This is a genomic window from Marisediminitalea lipolytica (assembly GCF_001758465.1).
Taxonomy (GTDB): Bacteria; Pseudomonadota; Gammaproteobacteria; order Enterobacterales; family Alteromonadaceae; genus Alteromonas; species Alteromonas lipolytica.
This window is the reverse complement of record NZ_MJIC01000010.1, coordinates 541716-557120: the sequence shown is the minus strand read 5'-3', so window position 1 is coordinate 557120 and position 15405 is coordinate 541716. Positions and strand designations below refer to the sequence as shown.

Genomic DNA, 15405 nt, shown 5'->3' with positions numbered 1-15405 from the left:
TGCCTTCCTACACCTTAACTCAGGGTACGGAAAAACCCTGCCGGATCTAAAGCGGGTTTATCAACCACATCCTGCGCCGGAGTACCCAGATATAAAAACCCCACAATATCGTCCTTAGGGTCGATATCCAAGCCTGCCTTAACGATAGGACAGTGAGCGTAATCACCAGTACGCCACATTCCCTGAAAGCCCTGGGGAACGGCCGCCATTTGCATTGCCATCGCAGCACAGCTGGCTGACGCATACTGCTCGGGCGCAGGTACCTTTTCATGTTCCTGATACGCTGTGGTAATAACTATAACCATGGGGGCACGCAAGGGCAGTTGTGGTGCTCGCAGGATTTCCCGCTCAGACTTATCATTATCGATTGCCGATTGCTCAAAAATCGCCCCGAGTTTATTTAGTCCCTTTCCTTCACATATGATAAAGCGCCAGGGAGCGAGCGCAGCGTGATCCGGCGCTCTTAATGCTGCGCGTTTAATATTTTCCAGCGCTTCACCGGCGGGGGCCGGGGCTTGCAACCGCGGCTGCGAGCGACGATTTATCACCAGTTCCAAAGCATCCATAAGATCTTCCTCAAACATGTAGTGCGCGTAACGGGTATATCACCCTGATACGCCCTATTTGACAAAAAGACCAGCTTGCTGACAAGTAATTTTATCGCTTGTCTGTATTTGCCTCTAGGCCGTGGGATAACGTTGCTGTAAAAAGTAATCAACGCTGCAATAGCGACCGGGGCCACAGGTAAACAGCACTAGAAGCATGATCAGGTAGGTGGCGGCAAATTCTATTCCGTTATTGAGGATAACAAAATTGCCACTTGATGTGAGCCATTCGATATAACCGTGTTCGTTTAGTATCGCTTTAGCCGCCGCCAGTTTTTCCGGCGCAGCCAGCACGGCTGGATTATGCAGAATGGTGCCATCGGCCAGCCAGCTGCTGGCATCAGCAATGGCCAGCCAACCGTGTTGCCAGTGCACGGTAACAATAGCAACCACCATGGTAATCATAAGCGGAATAGTGATAAGACGTGTAGCCAGACCGAACAACAGTAACCACGCCCCGACAAACTCGGTTAATGCGGCCAGCGCAGTCAGCAAAAAAGGAAACGGTAAGCCAAGGCCATACTCTGCGTTACCAAACCATTCTACCGTGCTGTCAAAGTGAGTAAGCTTCTGCCAGCCGGCCTGAGCCATTACCGGAGCCAAATACAACCGAATCAATAATAACGGCAGCCAGCTAAATCGTGCAGCAGTCTCATTTAATTTAGTATTCAACCCAAGAATAATTGCGCTCACGGTAAATTCCTTTAATACTCAGACTGTCTAGCAGACCGTGAGTTAACAGGAATTCTTTCATTCAATGAGTCGTTTTTCGCAAATCATGCAACGAGGGCAAAAAAAGGTTAACTACCGGCCGCGTCAGGCACAGCTGCTGATGACGCTGTCGGATGACCAGCACAAAGCCATTGCCCGGCTCATTCAGCTTTGGCTGAGTGATAGCAAGCCCGCCCAAAATGGCCCCTCCGGCGCAGTTAAATCAACAGCACGTCGCAAATAACATTTCATTACAAAATTAACTCGCGATATTTTTTTTAATAGTTAACATGAGAATGAATCGTCAATTAGGTAAGTAGTCAGTATGGCCGAAAAGAGTAAGAGTTGGACTAAAGCGCTGTTTGTAGGGTTATGGACTGCCCTCAACTTTTGTCGAAAGTTGTTTTTTAATGTCGTCTTTCTGGTAATTGTTATTGGCATCATTGCTATAGCAGGCAGAGAAGAGTCTGTCCCTCAGGTTACGCCAGGCAGTGCCCTGATGCTGTCTTTAAAAGGCGCTTTGGTGGTGCAGAAAACGGCGGTCGATCCGTTCTCGGAATTCCTTGAGGAAGCGCTGGAAGAAGAACCCGATAATCCGGAAGTGTTAGTCCGGGATGTGGTAAAAGTCCTCGAAAATGCCAAAGAAGATAACCGCATCAAGGCCGTGGTGCTTAACCTGCAAGGTCTGCAAGGCGGTGGGCTGGATAAATTGCGCACTATCGCAGAAGCCATTGACGACTTTAAAACTTCAGAAAAGCCGGTTATTGCCGTGGGTGACTACTACAGTCAGTCACAATATTACCTGGCAGCCCATGCCGATAAAATCTACTTAAATCCGATTGGTGGCGTGTCCATCGAAGGCTATGCCAACTATGGGATGTACCTGAAAAGAGCGTTGGAAAAGCTCAAAGTGAATATGCATATCTTCCGCGTAGGTACATTTAAGTCAGCGGTAGAACCTTACATTCGCGAAGACATGTCTGATGCGGCTAAAGAGATGAACAAGCGCTGGCTGGATCAGTACTGGTTGCAATATAAGCAGGATGTAGCGGCGGCGCGTGGTGTGGATATCACCAATTTTGATGAAAGCCTCGACGTCATGCTGGAAAACTTTGAAAAAGCCGGCGGAAATTCGGCCCAGTATGCCATTCAAAAAGGCTGGGTGGATGCAGTAAAAACCCGCGAAGAAGTTCGTCAGGAACTGATTGCACTGGTGGGAAAAGACGACAATCCGGCTGGCTTTAAGCTCACTAATTACCGTGCGTACAATAAAGTGATCAATCCGCCGATGCCGGCTATTACGCCATTGGGTGACAAAGTCGCTATTGTAGTGGCCAAAGGCACCATTCTTGATGGTGACCAGCAGGCTGGCAACATTGGTGGCAACAGTACCGCCGCCCTGCTTCGTCAGGCCCGTCTGGATGATTCGGTAAAAGCAGTGGTATTGCAGGTGGATTCGCCCGGCGGTAGCGCGGCGGCCTCCGAAATTATCCGTCAGGAAATCTTAAATTTACGTGAAGCAGGCAAGCCGGTAATTGCGTCGATGACGACTTACGCAGCCTCTGGTGGTTACTGGATCTCAGCCTCGGCAGATAAGATATTTGCCAGCCCGAGTACCATCACTGGTTCTATAGGCGTATTTGCCGCGCTGGCCACTTTTGAAAATACTGCCGATTATCTTGGAGTTGATACCGACGGCGTGGCGACAACAGATATTGCCGGTTTCTCTACACTGCGCGGCATCGACCCGATGTACAGCCAGTTAATTCAGCGCAGCATAGAAAGTAAGTATCAGGAGTTTCTGACCCTGGTTGCCAGCGAGCGCAATATGGACATTAACAGTGTGGATAATATCGCCCAGGGCCGTGTATGGATTGGTACTGACGCGCTGGACATTGGTCTGGTAGACGAATTAGGCACCCTTGACGATGCAGTTGCGGCTGCCGCAGAGATGGCTGGTACGGAGAACTACAACACTGTTTACGTCACCCGCAAACTGTCATCCAAGGAATTATTCTGGAAAGAGTTTTTTGGTCAGGCATTGGTTTATGCCATCAAATTGAACGTGATTGATAACAACAGTATGCTGACCAACCTGATGCGTGAAGCCAAGGTTCAGGCTGACTTACTGTCGTCAATGAACGATCCGCAAAATATGTACACCCTGTGCTTAAGCTGTCGGGTTGTCGATAACCGTTGATAACTATCAGTGATAAAGCGCTGTTAAACGACCGCCTCGACGCCCTTTACGCCGAGGCGGACGCTTATTTTAACCGCTCATTTAAGCGCCCCACCCTGACTTTCAGACGCAGCGGCCGCCATGCAGGCACCGCATTTTTACAGCAAAACCGTATTAACCTGCATCCGGTTTTATTTAAGCATAACCGCGACGCCTACTTTAATGACGTACTGCCACATGAAGTCAGTCATCTGTTGGTTTATACGCTGTACGGACGGGTAAAACCCCATGGCAAAGAATGGCAGGCCACTATGCTTGAGGTATTTGGTTGCCAGCCGGAAACAAGGCACCAGTTCGACCTGACGCCATTAAATATTCCAAGCGTTACCTACCTGTGTGGCTGTGGTGAAGTAGAACTGAGTATCAGACGACACAATGCAGTGGTGAAGAAACAACGCCAGTATCAGTGCCGGCGCTGTAAACAGTTATTAGTGGCCGCAGATTAAAACCACTGACGGGTGAACGCTTTATCCAAATCTTCGAAAGCCGTTTTTAACAAGCCTGCAAGTTCCCGATAGCGTGGTTTATGCTGCGGTTTTTGTACCGCGCACCCTTCGGCCCGCATTTTGGTAAAGATTTCCTGATACCAGTGTGACAACTGCGGTGGCAGGGTTTCGTTAGACCGTTTACCGAGCCAGAGTAGCCCCTGCATTGGCATGCTCAGGAAAAATGCCCCTACCGCCAATGCCTGAGGTAAAAATTCGCTGCCCAAGGTATTAAGCATAGTGGCACAGGCCAGTACCGCAGCCGGAGGCATAAACTTAACGGCAAAACGCGTAGCAGCCACCACCCTGCAATCGGGGAAGAGCGCATAAAGTTCGCGTTTGAGTGGCCAGGTTTTCATGTAATCCTGGCCGTCTTTCAGCATACTGGTTACTGACTGGGTCATTGTTAACCTCTGGGTAAACCTTTTTTACTCACTGCCACAAGCCCTTGAGGTGATTTGTGCGGCAGCAACGACTATCCAGTTTATTAATAATAGTCCGGAATGGCAGAAATGGATTATTAATCCGTGAATTTCCGCGCTTCTTTATTCATAATAACATACCCGGGTATTGAAAGTCGCTGATTCGACCGCACAATGTGCCTTAATAACTTATAGTGGAAGGTTATTAGGTGATCGCTGTCATACGCAATAGCATACCGGCAATTCGCTGGGGAATTTGCGTACTGATCTGAAAGATAACCTGTACCTGACACCCTAAACCATCTACGAAGTGCTTATTGCAACCGCAGCAAAGAGCGTTAATTGGAGAAAAACATGGCAGAAAGCAGACACGTTCGTCTACTCATTCTTGGTTCTGGTCCGGCGGGTTATACCGCAGCGGTTTATGCCGCTCGCGCGAACCTGTCCCCAACGTTGATTACTGGTATGCAGCAAGGCGGCCAGCTAACCACAACCACCGAAGTAGAGAACTGGCCTGGTGATCCTGAAGGTCTGACTGGTCCTGATTTAATGGTCAGAATGCAAAAGCACGCCGAGAAATTCGATACCGAAATTATCTTTGACCACATCAATAAAACCGATTTAAGCAAGCGCCCGTTTACCCTTTATGGTGACAGCGGTACCTATACTTGTGATGCACTGATTATTGCAACCGGCGCGTCAGCCAAGTACCTCGGCTTACCTTCAGAGCAAGCGTTTATGGGTAAAGGCGTGTCCGCCTGTGCAACCTGTGACGGTTTCTTCTATCGTAATCAAAAAGTCGCGGTTATTGGCGGCGGTAACACCGCTGTTGAAGAGGCGCTGTATCTTTCTAACATCGCTTCAGAAGTGCATGTTATTCACCGTCGCGACAGTTTCCGCTGCGAAAAGATCCTGGCAAAACGATTACATGAAAAAGCCGAAAACGGTAACGTTGTGCTACACCTTGATCGCACCCTCGACGAAGTACTGGGCGACGAAATGGGCGTTACTGGCGTACGCATTAAGGCCACTGATTCAGACGTAACCGAAGAGTTGGCAGTAATGGGTCTGTTTGTGGCAATTGGTCACAAGCCGAACACCGATATCTTTGCCGGCGAGCTGGATATGACAGACGGTTATCTGTCGGTAAGAAGCGGCACCGAAGGTTTTGCAACACAAACCAGCGTACCCGGTGTATTTGCAGCTGGTGATGTTTCTGACCACATTTATCGTCAGGCTATTACCTCTGCCGGTACCGGCTGTATGGCCGCACTGGATGCTGAACGCTTCCTGGACGGACTGGAAGACTAAGGTTGGAGCGGCTAACCAGCCGCCCTGTTCTGTGGCATCGTAATGATTAGCCTGCCTTATCTTGAACCAGACACACCATTTCCGCCTGCTGAGCATGCGCTGGACGAGCCTAACGGCTTACTTGCCTATGGCGCCGACCTGTCTCCGGGACGCCTGCTCAGTGCTTACAGCCAGGGAATATTCCCCTGGTTCAGTGAGGGCGAGCCTCTGCTTTGGTGGAGCCCCTCCCCCCGCGCTATCATTCAACTTGATGGCTTTCATACCAGTAGTAGTCTAAAAAAACTGATCCGTAAGCAACAGTACCGGGTAACGCTTAATCACGACTTTGCATCGGTGATCGAGCAATGTGCGCATATCCCGCGAATTCAATACGGCCAGACATCGACCTGGATAACCGCTGACATGATTAATGCCTATAAAACATTGCACGAAATCGGTCTGGCGCATTCTGTAGAGGTATGGGATAACGATAACCTGGTTGGTGGACTGTATGGTGTGGCCGTGGGTGATGTGTTTTGCGGCGAATCTATGTTTCATAAAAAAGCCAACACCTCAAAATTAGCCCTTGCCTATCTGGTTAAACATATGAAAAATCAAGGGGGTGCATTTATAGACTGCCAGATGCCCACGGATCATTTAATGAGTCTGGGGGCTGAGAGTATTGAACGACAAGCATTTTTAACCCGGTTAAGCTCGCATAACCAGACGCTGGATGACGATGGCTATATTCGCGCAGACTATCAGCAGAAATGGCAGGCCCGCTCATTGAGTAGTGAACAATTATGAAGTTTGGTGTAACTCAACCCTTCGAATGCAGTTATCTGCCTGGTCACGAGGAACAGCTGCTGGTGTACGTTGGCGAAAATGCCAGTACAGCACTGCATTATCCGCAACTTATTCACGCCGGATTTCGTCGCAGTGGTGGTCAGGTGTACCGCCCCTATTGTCAGCACTGTAGCGCCTGTCATTCCATCCGATTACCGGTTAGCGACTTTTCTCCATCCCGCAGCCAACGTCGTTTGTTAAATAAAAACAAACGTTTTTCGATAAAAACGGCTGAACAGCCGAATCCTCACTACTATCCGCTGTACGAACGCTATATTAACCAACGGCATTCAGATGGCTCAATGTACCCGCCAACTCGCGCACAATTTGACAGCTTTTTAGCCTGTGAGTGGAATACCCCCTTATTTATAGAAGCCTATGACGAAGACAAGTTAATTGCTGTGGCCGTAACGGATTTAATTGATGGTCCTTCCGGTACAGATGGTTATTCTGCCATGTACACGTTTTACGACCCGGACTATCACTCCGCTTCTTTAGGTACCTGGATGATACTGCAACAGATTGCGCAGACCCGGCAGCAAGGCAAAACCTACCTGTTTTTGGGCTATCAGATAGATGCCTGCAATAAAATGAACTACAAAAATCGCTTTTTTCCCTACGAACGCTACATTAATCATCGCTGGCTAAGAGTAGATTCTGAGCAACAGGCACAAAAGCTCACTACTTTATTACAGACTCCAACTCCCCTTTAGCACAATAAACCGGACAATTGTCTTTTAAGGGGATTTATTCCTTTACTTATATCTATGAATTGGTTAATGTCTGCGCGGCGAAAAATTTGTGACTAATTGAGGTTATTGCTTTAGATGGCGAAAGAAGATTGTATTGAAATGGAAGGTACGGTACTGGATACCCTGCCCAACACCATGTTCCGTGTTGAATTAGAAAATGGTCACGTAGTGACAGCGCATATCTCTGGAAAAATGCGTAAAAACTACATCCGCATTCTGACCGGCGACAAAGTAACTGTAGAAATGACACCTTATGATCTAAGCAAAGGTCGTATCGTGTATCGCGCGCGTTAATTCATAACGGCTTATACGCCAGCTTACGCGATAATGTGTTAAGCATAAAAAAACCCGAACGATTGTTCGGGTTTTTTGTTTATTGTTGCCTGTCAGCCTGTTCAGTCACTGGACTCGGTTGCTGATGCTGGCTGGTCTTCAGAGTTGTACACAAACACCAGTTTGTCTTCTTCTAAATCGACCCGTACATCACCACCGTTGCTCAGTTTGCCGAACAATAACTCGTTAGCCAGTTCTTTCTTCAGTGATTCCTGGATGAGACGTGCCATTGGCCGCGCCCCCATGGACTTGTCGTAGCCTTTTTCGGCCAGATGCGCCCGGGCAGCCGGTGACACTTCCAGCGATACCCCTTTGGTATCCAGCTGCGCTTGCAGTTCGATGATAAATTTATCAACCACCTGCAGGATAACCTCGGTATCAAGGTGATTAAACCAGATAATCGAATCCAGACGGTTTCTGAACTCCGGTGAAAATACCTTGTTAATTTCACTCATCGCGTCATGGCTGTGATCCTGTTGCTTAAAGCCAATAGACGTACGTATGGTTTCCTGTACCCCGGCGTTAGTGGTCATCACCAGCACAACGTTTCTGAAATCAACCTTACGGCCGTTATTATCGGTTAGTGTGCCATGGTCCATCACCTGCAACAGAATGTTATAGATATCGCTGTGCGCTTTTTCTATCTCATCCAGCAGAACCACAGAATAAGGATGCTTTATAACTGCATCAGTTAATAAGCCCCCCTGATCAAAACCAACGTACCCCGGCGGTGCCCCAATCAAACGGCTGACAGCGTGGCGTTCCATGTACTCAGACATATCAAAACGTACCAGCTCAACACCCATGATTTTGGCTAACTGCTGTGTTACCTCGGTTTTACCTACGCCCGTTGGGCCGGCAAACAGGAAACTCCCTATCGGTTTTTGCTCGTTACCTAACCCGGCACGGGACAAATGAATAGCATCAGATAGTGAGTCAATGGCTTTATCCTGACCAAACACCACCATTTTCAGGTTGCGTCCCAGATTTTTCAGTACTTCTTTATCAGAAGCTGATACGGATTTCTCCGGAATGCGCGCCATCTTGGCAATGATTTGCTCAATCTCGCTAACGTTAATCACTTTCTTACGCTTAGACACCGGCAACAAACGCTGGCTGGCACCGGCTTCATCCATTACATCAATGGCTTTGTCAGGCAAGTGACGCTCGTTAATGTACTTAGCCGAAAGCTCCGCTGCTGCCTGTAATGCTTTTTGCGTGAAACGCACGCTGTGGTGCTCTTCGTAACGGGATTTAAGCCCCTGCAAAATTTTGGTGGTGTCGGTTACGCTCGGTTCCGCCACGTCCACTTTTTGGAAACGACGCGCCAGTGCGCGATCTTTTTCAAAGATGCCCTGGTACTCCTGGTACGTAGTAGAACCAATACAACGCAGCTCACCAGAACTCAGTTTTGGTTTAAGCAGGTTTGACGCATCCATTACACCGCCAGATGCCGCACCGGCACCAATAATGGTGTGGATTTCATCAATAAATAAAATCGCGTTTTTATCGCGGGACAGTTCCTTAAGAATACCTTTTAAGCGCTTCTCAAAGTCACCACGGTATTTAGTACCGGCCAGCAGACCGCCTAAGTCCAGAGAGTACACCGTACACTCTTCAATCACTTCAGGTACCTGCTTCTCAACGATGCGGTACGCCAGGCCTTCAGCAATAGCCGTTTTACCTACGCCGGCTTCGCCCACCAATAACGGGTTATTTTTGCGACGACGACACAGAATCTGAATAGTACGTTCCAGCTCTGTATCACGCCCAATCAGCGGGTCAATCTTGCCTTCCTGAGCCTGACGGTTCAGGTTGGTGGCATATTTTGCCAGCGCCGACCCAGACTCATCGCCTTCAGCAGATTCTTCGCTGGCTTCATTGGATTCAGGTGCTTCGTCCTCGGCTTTACTTACGCCGTGGCTGATAAAGTTAACCACGTCCAAACGTGTCACATCGGCTTTTTTGAGGATATAAACCGCCTGACTCTCCTGCTCGCTAAAAATAGCAACCAGTACATTGGCGCCGGTGACTTCTTCTTTACCAGAAGACTGCACGTGGAAAACGGCACGTTGTAACACTCGCTGGAATCCCAGTGTTGGTTGCGTCTCGCGATCGCTGGCCTGGTCATCCAGAATTAATGGTGTGGTGTCCTTCACAAACTCAACCAGTTCGCCACGGATATTATCTATATCCGCGCCACAGGCCTTGAGGGCTTCCTGAGCAGCAGAGTTGTCTAACAAAGCCAGCAACAAGTGCTCCACCGTCATAAACTCATGACGGTGCTCTCTTGCGAATACAAAAGCTTCGTTTAACGTCTGCTCTAATTCTTTATTCAGCATATACATTGCCCCTGTTAAGTTTATAACTCACGCCTGTTCCATCGTGCACATTAATGGGTGTTGGTGCTTGCGGGCATATTGATTGACCTGCATCACCTTGGTTTCTGCTATCTCAGCAGTATAAATACCACATACGGCCTTGCCGCGATAATGAACAGTCAGCATCAGCTGGTTTGCTTTTTCAGCATCCATCCGAAAAAAACGCATCAGAATTTCTACCACGAAATCCATTGGCGTGTAGTCATCGTTATTCAATAGGACCTTATACATCGGCGGCGGTTCAGTCTTCTTCCGCTGCTGTTCGAGTAACCGTTCCTTATCGATACTAATGGCGTTACCTTTACTCATAATTTAATCATAGTGCGTGTGCAAGCAATTTATTATCTTTTTTACCACTATTTTGTCCGGAAAAAAATAAAATGCACTTGCATAATGCGGTCAAAATATCTACAGTTTTAGTATGTTTTGTGAGTGACGCACAAGACTAGCTGTCCCATGCCTTATTGTATTGTGGGGGCAGTTTCCCGTGAGTTCAAGGATTAAGAGGAAGTCGAAGTATGGCGGTTGGCAAAGTTAAATGGTTTAACAACGCAAAAGGGTTTGGTTTTATTGTGCCCGAGGAAGGTGGCGAAGACATATTTGCTCATTACTCAACAATACAAATGGAAGGCTATCGATCATTAAAAGCTGGTCAGGAAGTTACCTACGAGGTTCAGCAGGGTCCTAAGGGTCTGCATGCTGAGAACATCGGTATTGTAGAGGACGAAGAGCGCTAGCGCGTCCCCTCCCCTAAACAAGATTACGTAACAAGCCTTACCTGTTAAATCAGGTGAGGCTTGTTTATGCCTTCACAAAAGTCATATTCCCTATATATGCTCTTGCGGTTTCCTGCTTTATTGCAATTTGTACGTTTGCTCAGGGTGCTTCAAACAAATATTTATCTGGATAAAACCTAACCTGGCTATGCAGAAATCGCTCAGGCCCCCCATCTTCCCAAATTTCTGCTATTGGTCAAAAGCGGACATCGCTCCCTGACTTTTATTCTGTGTATATCTCGCTTAATTTGATAACGATCCAGCCGTTAATATAGACATTTTTAGGTCGACGGGCATCATAAATTACCCCTCTTTTATACATAGACATAAGCTCTTTTCGACTGAATTGAAGGCGGTTCTGACGATAATAGTTTCTGAGCAATAACGGCCTGTCGAACTTTACGTGTGTTTCAGGTGAAACCGGTTCATCATAGCCAATATTCCCAACGGCCAAGTGATGTTCTGAGCACCTGCGGCAACAACTTTTAAAGGAACGAAACGATACTTCGCGTCACTGGCCTTATTCAGTGAATAATAATCGACGAATAAAAAATCACTTTGCCTGGGGGACTCGATAATGTCTGTAACAATGGATTGCTGGTACTCTTCGTATAGTAGATAACACACAATCAAACATCCTAGGGAAGGAAGCTCCCAATTCACACGGAGCCAGTTAAAGACACCTGCACACTTACTCATATCACTCTTCCTAAGTATTTGTATCCGATTTGACGGTATTCCCTGAAAATCGCTAGCTCACTTAGCTGTCTGAGAAAATATACGTTTCTACTCAGCCAGTTTCTTAATGCTGTAAATGACTAGTTCAGGATCGGAAATATGAAGGTGATGTTTGTCTGATTCAGAATAAATAACAGTCGTATTTGAAGACATGTGTTTGAAGTTTTTCTCTGCCTGACCAAATAGTGTGTCCATGGTATGGGCAATTGAATCCGGCACAAACGGAGGGTCGTACCTCTCCTGAGATGGTTTACTACGTAAAATGATTAGTGGCTTATCGCCAAAGCTCTGAGCATCTTTAATCTGCTTATAACTGGCCATGTGATCGATTTTTTCTGGGGCTTTCTCAAACATCGGATTATGAACGCTTTGTTCAAATTGAAAATACCGCTTCAGCTCTTCATTCTCAGTGGCGAAGTCTTCCGGCCAGCGTGTGCCCATTGTATAAAAATAGCCAAAAGGCGGGGGGTCGATAAGTACAGCACCAAGTACCTCATCCTCATGACGTTGGTTATATGCGGTGATGATATAGGAAGCATAGGACCCGCCCGCAAAATAGTAGGGTGGCGCGACCCGTGCGTTACTAAGCAGCCGATTTAGACGCTCGGCGGTTTCATTTATTGTGACAGGAACCGGGCCTGGCTCGCTTTTTCCGAGTCCTGCGCGATCATACAGACACACACTGTAGCTCTGTTTAAGTATTTCAACATTTTCGCTCCACGCGCCATCTGAGCCTGCACGCCCGAATCCCTGTTCCAAAATTAATGTTGGCTTGTCATTTTTTAAATCGCACTCTATGTAGAGCTTGAATCCACCGACATCGTGAAGTCCGGAGGTCTTTGATTCGGCTGCTGCTATAGACAAAGTACTAAAACTAAGAAACATCAATAAAGTGATTATAAATTTCATGAGAACTCCTTTTTTTACCATTGAGCCAACTCGTGAGGAAACTGGAAAGCTGGAAAACCTGAACGGCTCATTTTAATCCTGAAGCGCTCAACGACAGTGCTTAAATATCTGGTAGGATGGAGATAAAAAGGAGAACAGAGTGAAATGGATACTTGGTGTAGGCGTTCTTGTAGCTTTATATTTGTCAGCGGTATATGTTCCGGTTGAACTAGAGCTCACGTTTGCCCGCGATTATTATCTGAATAAAAGCGATAACCAAGACTTTGCCAGACCATTGGATAAAACAAACAGCTCGTGGGAACAACACCGGTTTGGTTCAATTTCTCTGTACCACGATAACTATTGGCTCCAGACCACATTCCAGCTTGAACATGACAACCAAGCCCCGAAAGCTATTTTTATTTCGATGTTAGGCTCTTATGAAGTTTATTGGGATGGCCAGCTTATAGGAAAAAATGGCGTAGTTGGTGAAAATGAAACTACTGAAAAAGCGGGTAATATAGACGCGATCTTTCTCCTCCCGACTGAAAATGCGCATGAAGGATTACATACGCTTAGTATGCGAATTTCATCAAATCATCGACCAGACTCAATTACGGAATCTGGGCTATGGGCATTTGTTGGAAAATATCGCGACCTTACGCTGTTACCAAGAGAAAAAGCCTTTGCACCTCTAATGATGTCCGGCGTGATGCTGTTCGCCACTTTTATTTGTGCTCTACTGTATCTCAAGGGATTGTCCGGCACTAAATCACTCATATTCGGGCTGTTATGTCTTTCGGTTTTTGCACTTTGTATTACCGATGCCTGTCGAGGTTATTGGGTTTATACCTACGACTGGCACATCACCAGACTCGAGCTTATTAAGTATTTGTCGATGGCGATAGGTGGCTTACTGGTATTGGCTGTGGCGACTATTCTTTCGTGCACTCGTCGTTGGACAGCTGTCGCTATTTCTATTTACACCGTTATGCTGGCTTTGCTATTCATAACCGAGACGGGTTACGATATTTTCAGCCGATGGGCGGTTCTTCTTGGTTTAGCGATAGGAGTGGTCTTAAGTGTAATTGAAATCATTCGACAGAAATCGGCGCGATTTGTATTTCTCTTAATTTGTCTGTCGTTAGTCATAGCACCATTTTTTATTTATCCTCAGGTGTATCTAAATTCCACCTTCTTTATTTCGTTCACTGTTCTGATCGCTGCCATGCTTTACTCTTTTTTTGAGGAACTTCAGAAAATAAAGAGAGATGCTATTCAACAGAAATTAAAAAATGAGAGGCTAAAGCTGGAGCTGATAAAAAAGCATATACAACCACACTTTTTGATGAACTCACTCACAGCGTTGGAAGAACTTATCGAGCAAGCCCCCCACCAGGCGGTAGATTTCATCCAGAAGTTGTCCGAGCTTTTCAGACAGCTCTATAACATGATAGATCGGAGGCTCATTAGCTTATCCGATGAGCTGATATACTGTCAGGTTTATATCGACCTTCTCAACTACCGCAACGGAAGTAATATGTCGTTAAATATTGAGGGGAATAACACGGATGTACGTTTGCCCCCAGGTATCCTGTTAACGCTTATCGAGAATGCTTTCTCACATAACACTTTTCAAAAAAGTAGTGACATCCTGCTCGTCAGCATTAAAACGCCGGACGAGCATGTAACAGAAATTACGCTTGAGCACCCAGTGATCTTTGACGGAAAGCAGGAACACTCAGGAAACGGCCAGGGAAGAAGTTATATAATATCCAGAATGAATGAAGAATTTAAGGACGACTGGTCAATAAAAGATGATGTTCAGGGAGAAAACTATATCACTACTCTTAAAATGTTTAGCTATTACAAGCATGTAAAAGAGTGTATTTCGTGAATATACTCATAGTTGAAGACGAATATCTGGTGAGTCAACGGTTAAGTCGACTTATCTGCCGTGTAAGTGAAAACAACCATTGGGAGTGTAACATCAGGCAGGCTTATAGCCTGGCAGAAGCCAAGCGTTGTCTGTCAAATAATCCCGTCGATGCGTTATTTCTAGACTTAAACCTACAAAATGATGACGGCTTTAAGTTATTAGAAAACCAACCTTCAACACTTAAATGCATTGTTGTGTCTGCACTGTCAGAAAGAGCCATAGAAGCATTCGATTACGATGTTATAGATTTTGTAGCCAAACCTTTTGTTGAAGAACGTATCCAAAAGGCAATGAAAAAACTTCGTGAAAGTTTTTCTCTTTCGTCCTGTGATTTTCTCACCGTAGATGTACGCGGCGAAAAACAAAAAATCCCCATCGATGAGATCTGTTACATAAAGGCAAGTGGGCATTACTCGGAATTGTATTGTCTAAACGATAAGACCTATCTGTCTGAAATTGGATTGAATGCCTTGTCCGAAGCGCTTGGGAATAGCATCCTGCGCGTGCATAAATCCTATTCAGTACCGTTCAAGCAAGTTTGTAAACTCATATCGCAAGAGGGGAGTAAGTATCTTTTACAGCTCAAGTGTGACACGACGATCCCTGTGAGCAGGGGTAAGGCTGGATTAATTAGAGACTTACTGAAGTCCCTTTAAAATATCACTTAGATATCAGTTCAGTATGCCAATTCACACGATAGTTCCTATACAATACGTCTTTGGATGTCCGCTTCGCTCTTTGGAGTCTAAAACAGCCGCTGCCGAGGCTGCAAATCAACTATCCATGCTCCAGCCGACCGCACTTGAAAAATTCGTCAAACTCTTTAATTACAAGGTATAGCAATGCCTTCCCCTGAGACTGCATCAAATCGGCGAATACAGGATAATGTTGCTCCGCAAGTTTATAGAGCAAAGTTTGCTTTGGGCTGGGGGTTGATAGTTGTATTGGTGTGAGGCTAGCATCGGTACCCTTGCCAATGGCAATGACGTTATCTTGACCG

The 15405-nt window shown here is 46.5% G+C and carries 16 protein-coding genes; 10 read left to right on the top strand and 6 right to left on the bottom strand.

Annotation, left to right across the window (positions count from 1 at the left end; translation table 11 throughout):
- Positions 1-14: 14 nt before the first annotated feature.
- Together BFC17_RS07975 and BFC17_RS07970 are read right to left on the bottom strand one after the other, a co-directional pair.
- On the bottom strand, positions 15-566 hold the full coding sequence (locus BFC17_RS07975; RefSeq protein WP_070176276.1) for an NAD(P)H nitroreductase: 552 nt from the start codon (positions 564-566) through the stop codon (positions 15-17).
- A 114-nt stretch (positions 567-680) separates the two neighbouring features.
- Positions 681-1289: an HvfX family Cu-binding RiPP maturation protein gene (locus BFC17_RS07970; RefSeq protein ID WP_373287133.1), complete on the bottom strand. Its 609-nt coding sequence runs from the start codon at positions 1287-1289 to the stop codon at positions 681-683.
- 73 nt (positions 1290-1362) lie between these two features.
- Here BFC17_RS07970 and BFC17_RS07965 point away from each other — a divergent pair, with 73 nt between their 5' ends.
- From BFC17_RS07965 to BFC17_RS07955, 3 genes are all read left to right on the top strand, one after another.
- Positions 1363-1560: a hypothetical protein gene (locus tag BFC17_RS07965; RefSeq protein WP_070175915.1), complete on the top strand. Its 198-nt coding sequence runs from the start codon at positions 1363-1365 to the stop codon at positions 1558-1560.
- Positions 1561-1641: 81 nt separating this feature from the next.
- On the top strand, positions 1642-3516 hold the full coding sequence (gene sppA, locus BFC17_RS07960; protein WP_070175914.1) for a signal peptide peptidase SppA: 1875 nt from the start codon (positions 1642-1644) through the stop codon (positions 3514-3516).
- Positions 3513-4001: a SprT family zinc-dependent metalloprotease gene (locus BFC17_RS07955; RefSeq protein ID WP_070175913.1), complete on the top strand. Its 489-nt coding sequence runs from the start codon at positions 3513-3515 to the stop codon at positions 3999-4001. Before sppA ends, BFC17_RS07955 begins: the two co-directional genes overlap by 4 nt.
- Here BFC17_RS07955 and yfbV read toward each other — a convergent pair.
- Positions 3998-4444, bottom strand: a complete 447-nt coding sequence (yfbV, locus tag BFC17_RS07950) for a terminus macrodomain insulation protein YfbV (RefSeq protein ID WP_070175912.1) — start codon at positions 4442-4444, stop codon at positions 3998-4000. The genes BFC17_RS07955 and yfbV overlap by 4 nt on opposite strands.
- Positions 4445-4816: 372 nt before the next feature.
- Between yfbV and trxB the strand changes: the two genes are divergently transcribed.
- From trxB to infA, 4 genes are all read left to right on the top strand, one after another.
- On the top strand, positions 4817-5773 hold the full coding sequence (gene trxB / locus BFC17_RS07945) for a thioredoxin-disulfide reductase (RefSeq protein WP_070175911.1): 957 nt from the start codon (positions 4817-4819) through the stop codon (positions 5771-5773).
- 42 nt (positions 5774-5815) lie between these two features.
- The gene (aat, locus tag BFC17_RS07940; RefSeq protein WP_070175910.1) at positions 5816-6559 is read left to right on the top strand and encodes a leucyl/phenylalanyl-tRNA--protein transferase; all 744 of its coding nucleotides are present in this window, start codon (positions 5816-5818) and stop codon (positions 6557-6559) included.
- On the top strand, positions 6556-7311 hold the full coding sequence (locus BFC17_RS07935; protein WP_070175909.1) for an arginyltransferase: 756 nt from the start codon (positions 6556-6558) through the stop codon (positions 7309-7311). The genes aat and BFC17_RS07935 overlap by 4 nt, the downstream gene beginning before the upstream one ends.
- A gap of 114 nt (positions 7312-7425) precedes the next feature.
- Positions 7426-7644, top strand: coding sequence for a translation initiation factor IF-1 (gene infA, locus BFC17_RS07930; protein ID WP_070175908.1), 219 nt, complete (start codon positions 7426-7428; stop codon positions 7642-7644).
- Positions 7645-7745: 101 nt separating this feature from the next.
- Here infA and clpA read toward each other — a convergent pair whose 3' ends face one another.
- Positions 7746-10025: an ATP-dependent Clp protease ATP-binding subunit ClpA gene (clpA, locus tag BFC17_RS07925; RefSeq protein ID WP_070175907.1), complete on the bottom strand. Its 2280-nt coding sequence runs from the start codon at positions 10023-10025 to the stop codon at positions 7746-7748.
- 27 nt (positions 10026-10052) lie between these two features.
- Positions 10053-10373: an ATP-dependent Clp protease adapter ClpS gene (clpS, locus tag BFC17_RS07920; protein WP_070175906.1), complete on the bottom strand. Its 321-nt coding sequence runs from the start codon at positions 10371-10373 to the stop codon at positions 10053-10055.
- A 209-nt stretch (positions 10374-10582) separates the two neighbouring features.
- On the opposite strand from clpS, the gene cspD reads away from it, so the two are divergent.
- The gene (cspD, locus tag BFC17_RS07915; protein ID WP_070175905.1) at positions 10583-10801 is read left to right on the top strand and encodes a cold shock domain-containing protein CspD; all 219 of its coding nucleotides are present in this window, start codon (positions 10583-10585) and stop codon (positions 10799-10801) included.
- Positions 10802-11626: 825 nt separating this feature from the next.
- On the opposite strand, the gene BFC17_RS07905 is transcribed toward cspD, so the two are convergent.
- On the bottom strand, positions 11627-12487 hold the full coding sequence (locus BFC17_RS07905) for an alpha/beta fold hydrolase (RefSeq protein WP_070175903.1): 861 nt from the start codon (positions 12485-12487) through the stop codon (positions 11627-11629).
- 139 nt (positions 12488-12626) lie between these two features.
- Between BFC17_RS07905 and BFC17_RS07900 the strand changes: the two genes are divergently transcribed.
- Both BFC17_RS07900 and BFC17_RS07895 read left to right on the top strand, forming a co-directional pair.
- Positions 12627-14363, top strand: coding sequence for a sensor histidine kinase (locus BFC17_RS07900; RefSeq protein WP_070175902.1), 1737 nt, complete (start codon positions 12627-12629; stop codon positions 14361-14363).
- Positions 14360-15061, top strand: coding sequence for a LytR/AlgR family response regulator transcription factor (locus tag BFC17_RS07895; protein WP_175439545.1), 702 nt, complete (start codon positions 14360-14362; stop codon positions 15059-15061). Before BFC17_RS07900 ends, BFC17_RS07895 begins: the two co-directional genes overlap by 4 nt.
- The last annotated feature ends 344 nt before the right edge of the window (positions 15062-15405 follow it).

What these genes read in the sequence shown, in the direction of transcription:
- cspD (WP_070175905.1), top strand. Translation starts at nt 10,583, where the DNA reads ATGGCGGTTGGCAAAGTTAAATGGTTTAACAACGCAAAAGGGTTTGGT.
- trxB (WP_070175911.1), top strand. Translation starts at nt 4,817, where the DNA reads ATGGCAGAAAGCAGACACGTTCGTCTACTCATTCTTGGTTCTGGTCCG.
- BFC17_RS07965 (WP_070175915.1), top strand. Translation starts at nt 1,363, where the DNA reads ATGAGTCGTTTTTCGCAAATCATGCAACGAGGGCAAAAAAAGGTTAAC.
- clpA (WP_070175907.1), bottom strand. Translation starts at nt 10,025, where the DNA reads ATGCTGAATAAAGAATTAGAGCAGACGTTAAACGAAGCTTTTGTATTC.
- yfbV (WP_070175912.1), bottom strand. Translation starts at nt 4,444, where the DNA reads ATGACCCAGTCAGTAACCAGTATGCTGAAAGACGGCCAGGATTACATG.
- infA (WP_070175908.1), top strand. Translation starts at nt 7,426, where the DNA reads ATGGCGAAAGAAGATTGTATTGAAATGGAAGGTACGGTACTGGATACC.
- sppA (WP_070175914.1), top strand. Translation starts at nt 1,642, where the DNA reads ATGGCCGAAAAGAGTAAGAGTTGGACTAAAGCGCTGTTTGTAGGGTTA.
- clpS (WP_070175906.1), bottom strand. Translation starts at nt 10,373, where the DNA reads ATGAGTAAAGGTAACGCCATTAGTATCGATAAGGAACGGTTACTCGAA.
- aat (WP_070175910.1), top strand. Translation starts at nt 5,816, where the DNA reads ATGATTAGCCTGCCTTATCTTGAACCAGACACACCATTTCCGCCTGCT.
- BFC17_RS07975 (WP_070176276.1), bottom strand. Translation starts at nt 566, where the DNA reads ATGGATGCTTTGGAACTGGTGATAAATCGTCGCTCGCAGCCGCGGTTG.
- BFC17_RS07905 (WP_070175903.1), bottom strand. Translation starts at nt 12,487, where the DNA reads ATGAAATTTATAATCACTTTATTGATGTTTCTTAGTTTTAGTACTTTG.
- BFC17_RS07935 (WP_070175909.1), top strand. Translation starts at nt 6,556, where the DNA reads ATGAAGTTTGGTGTAACTCAACCCTTCGAATGCAGTTATCTGCCTGGT.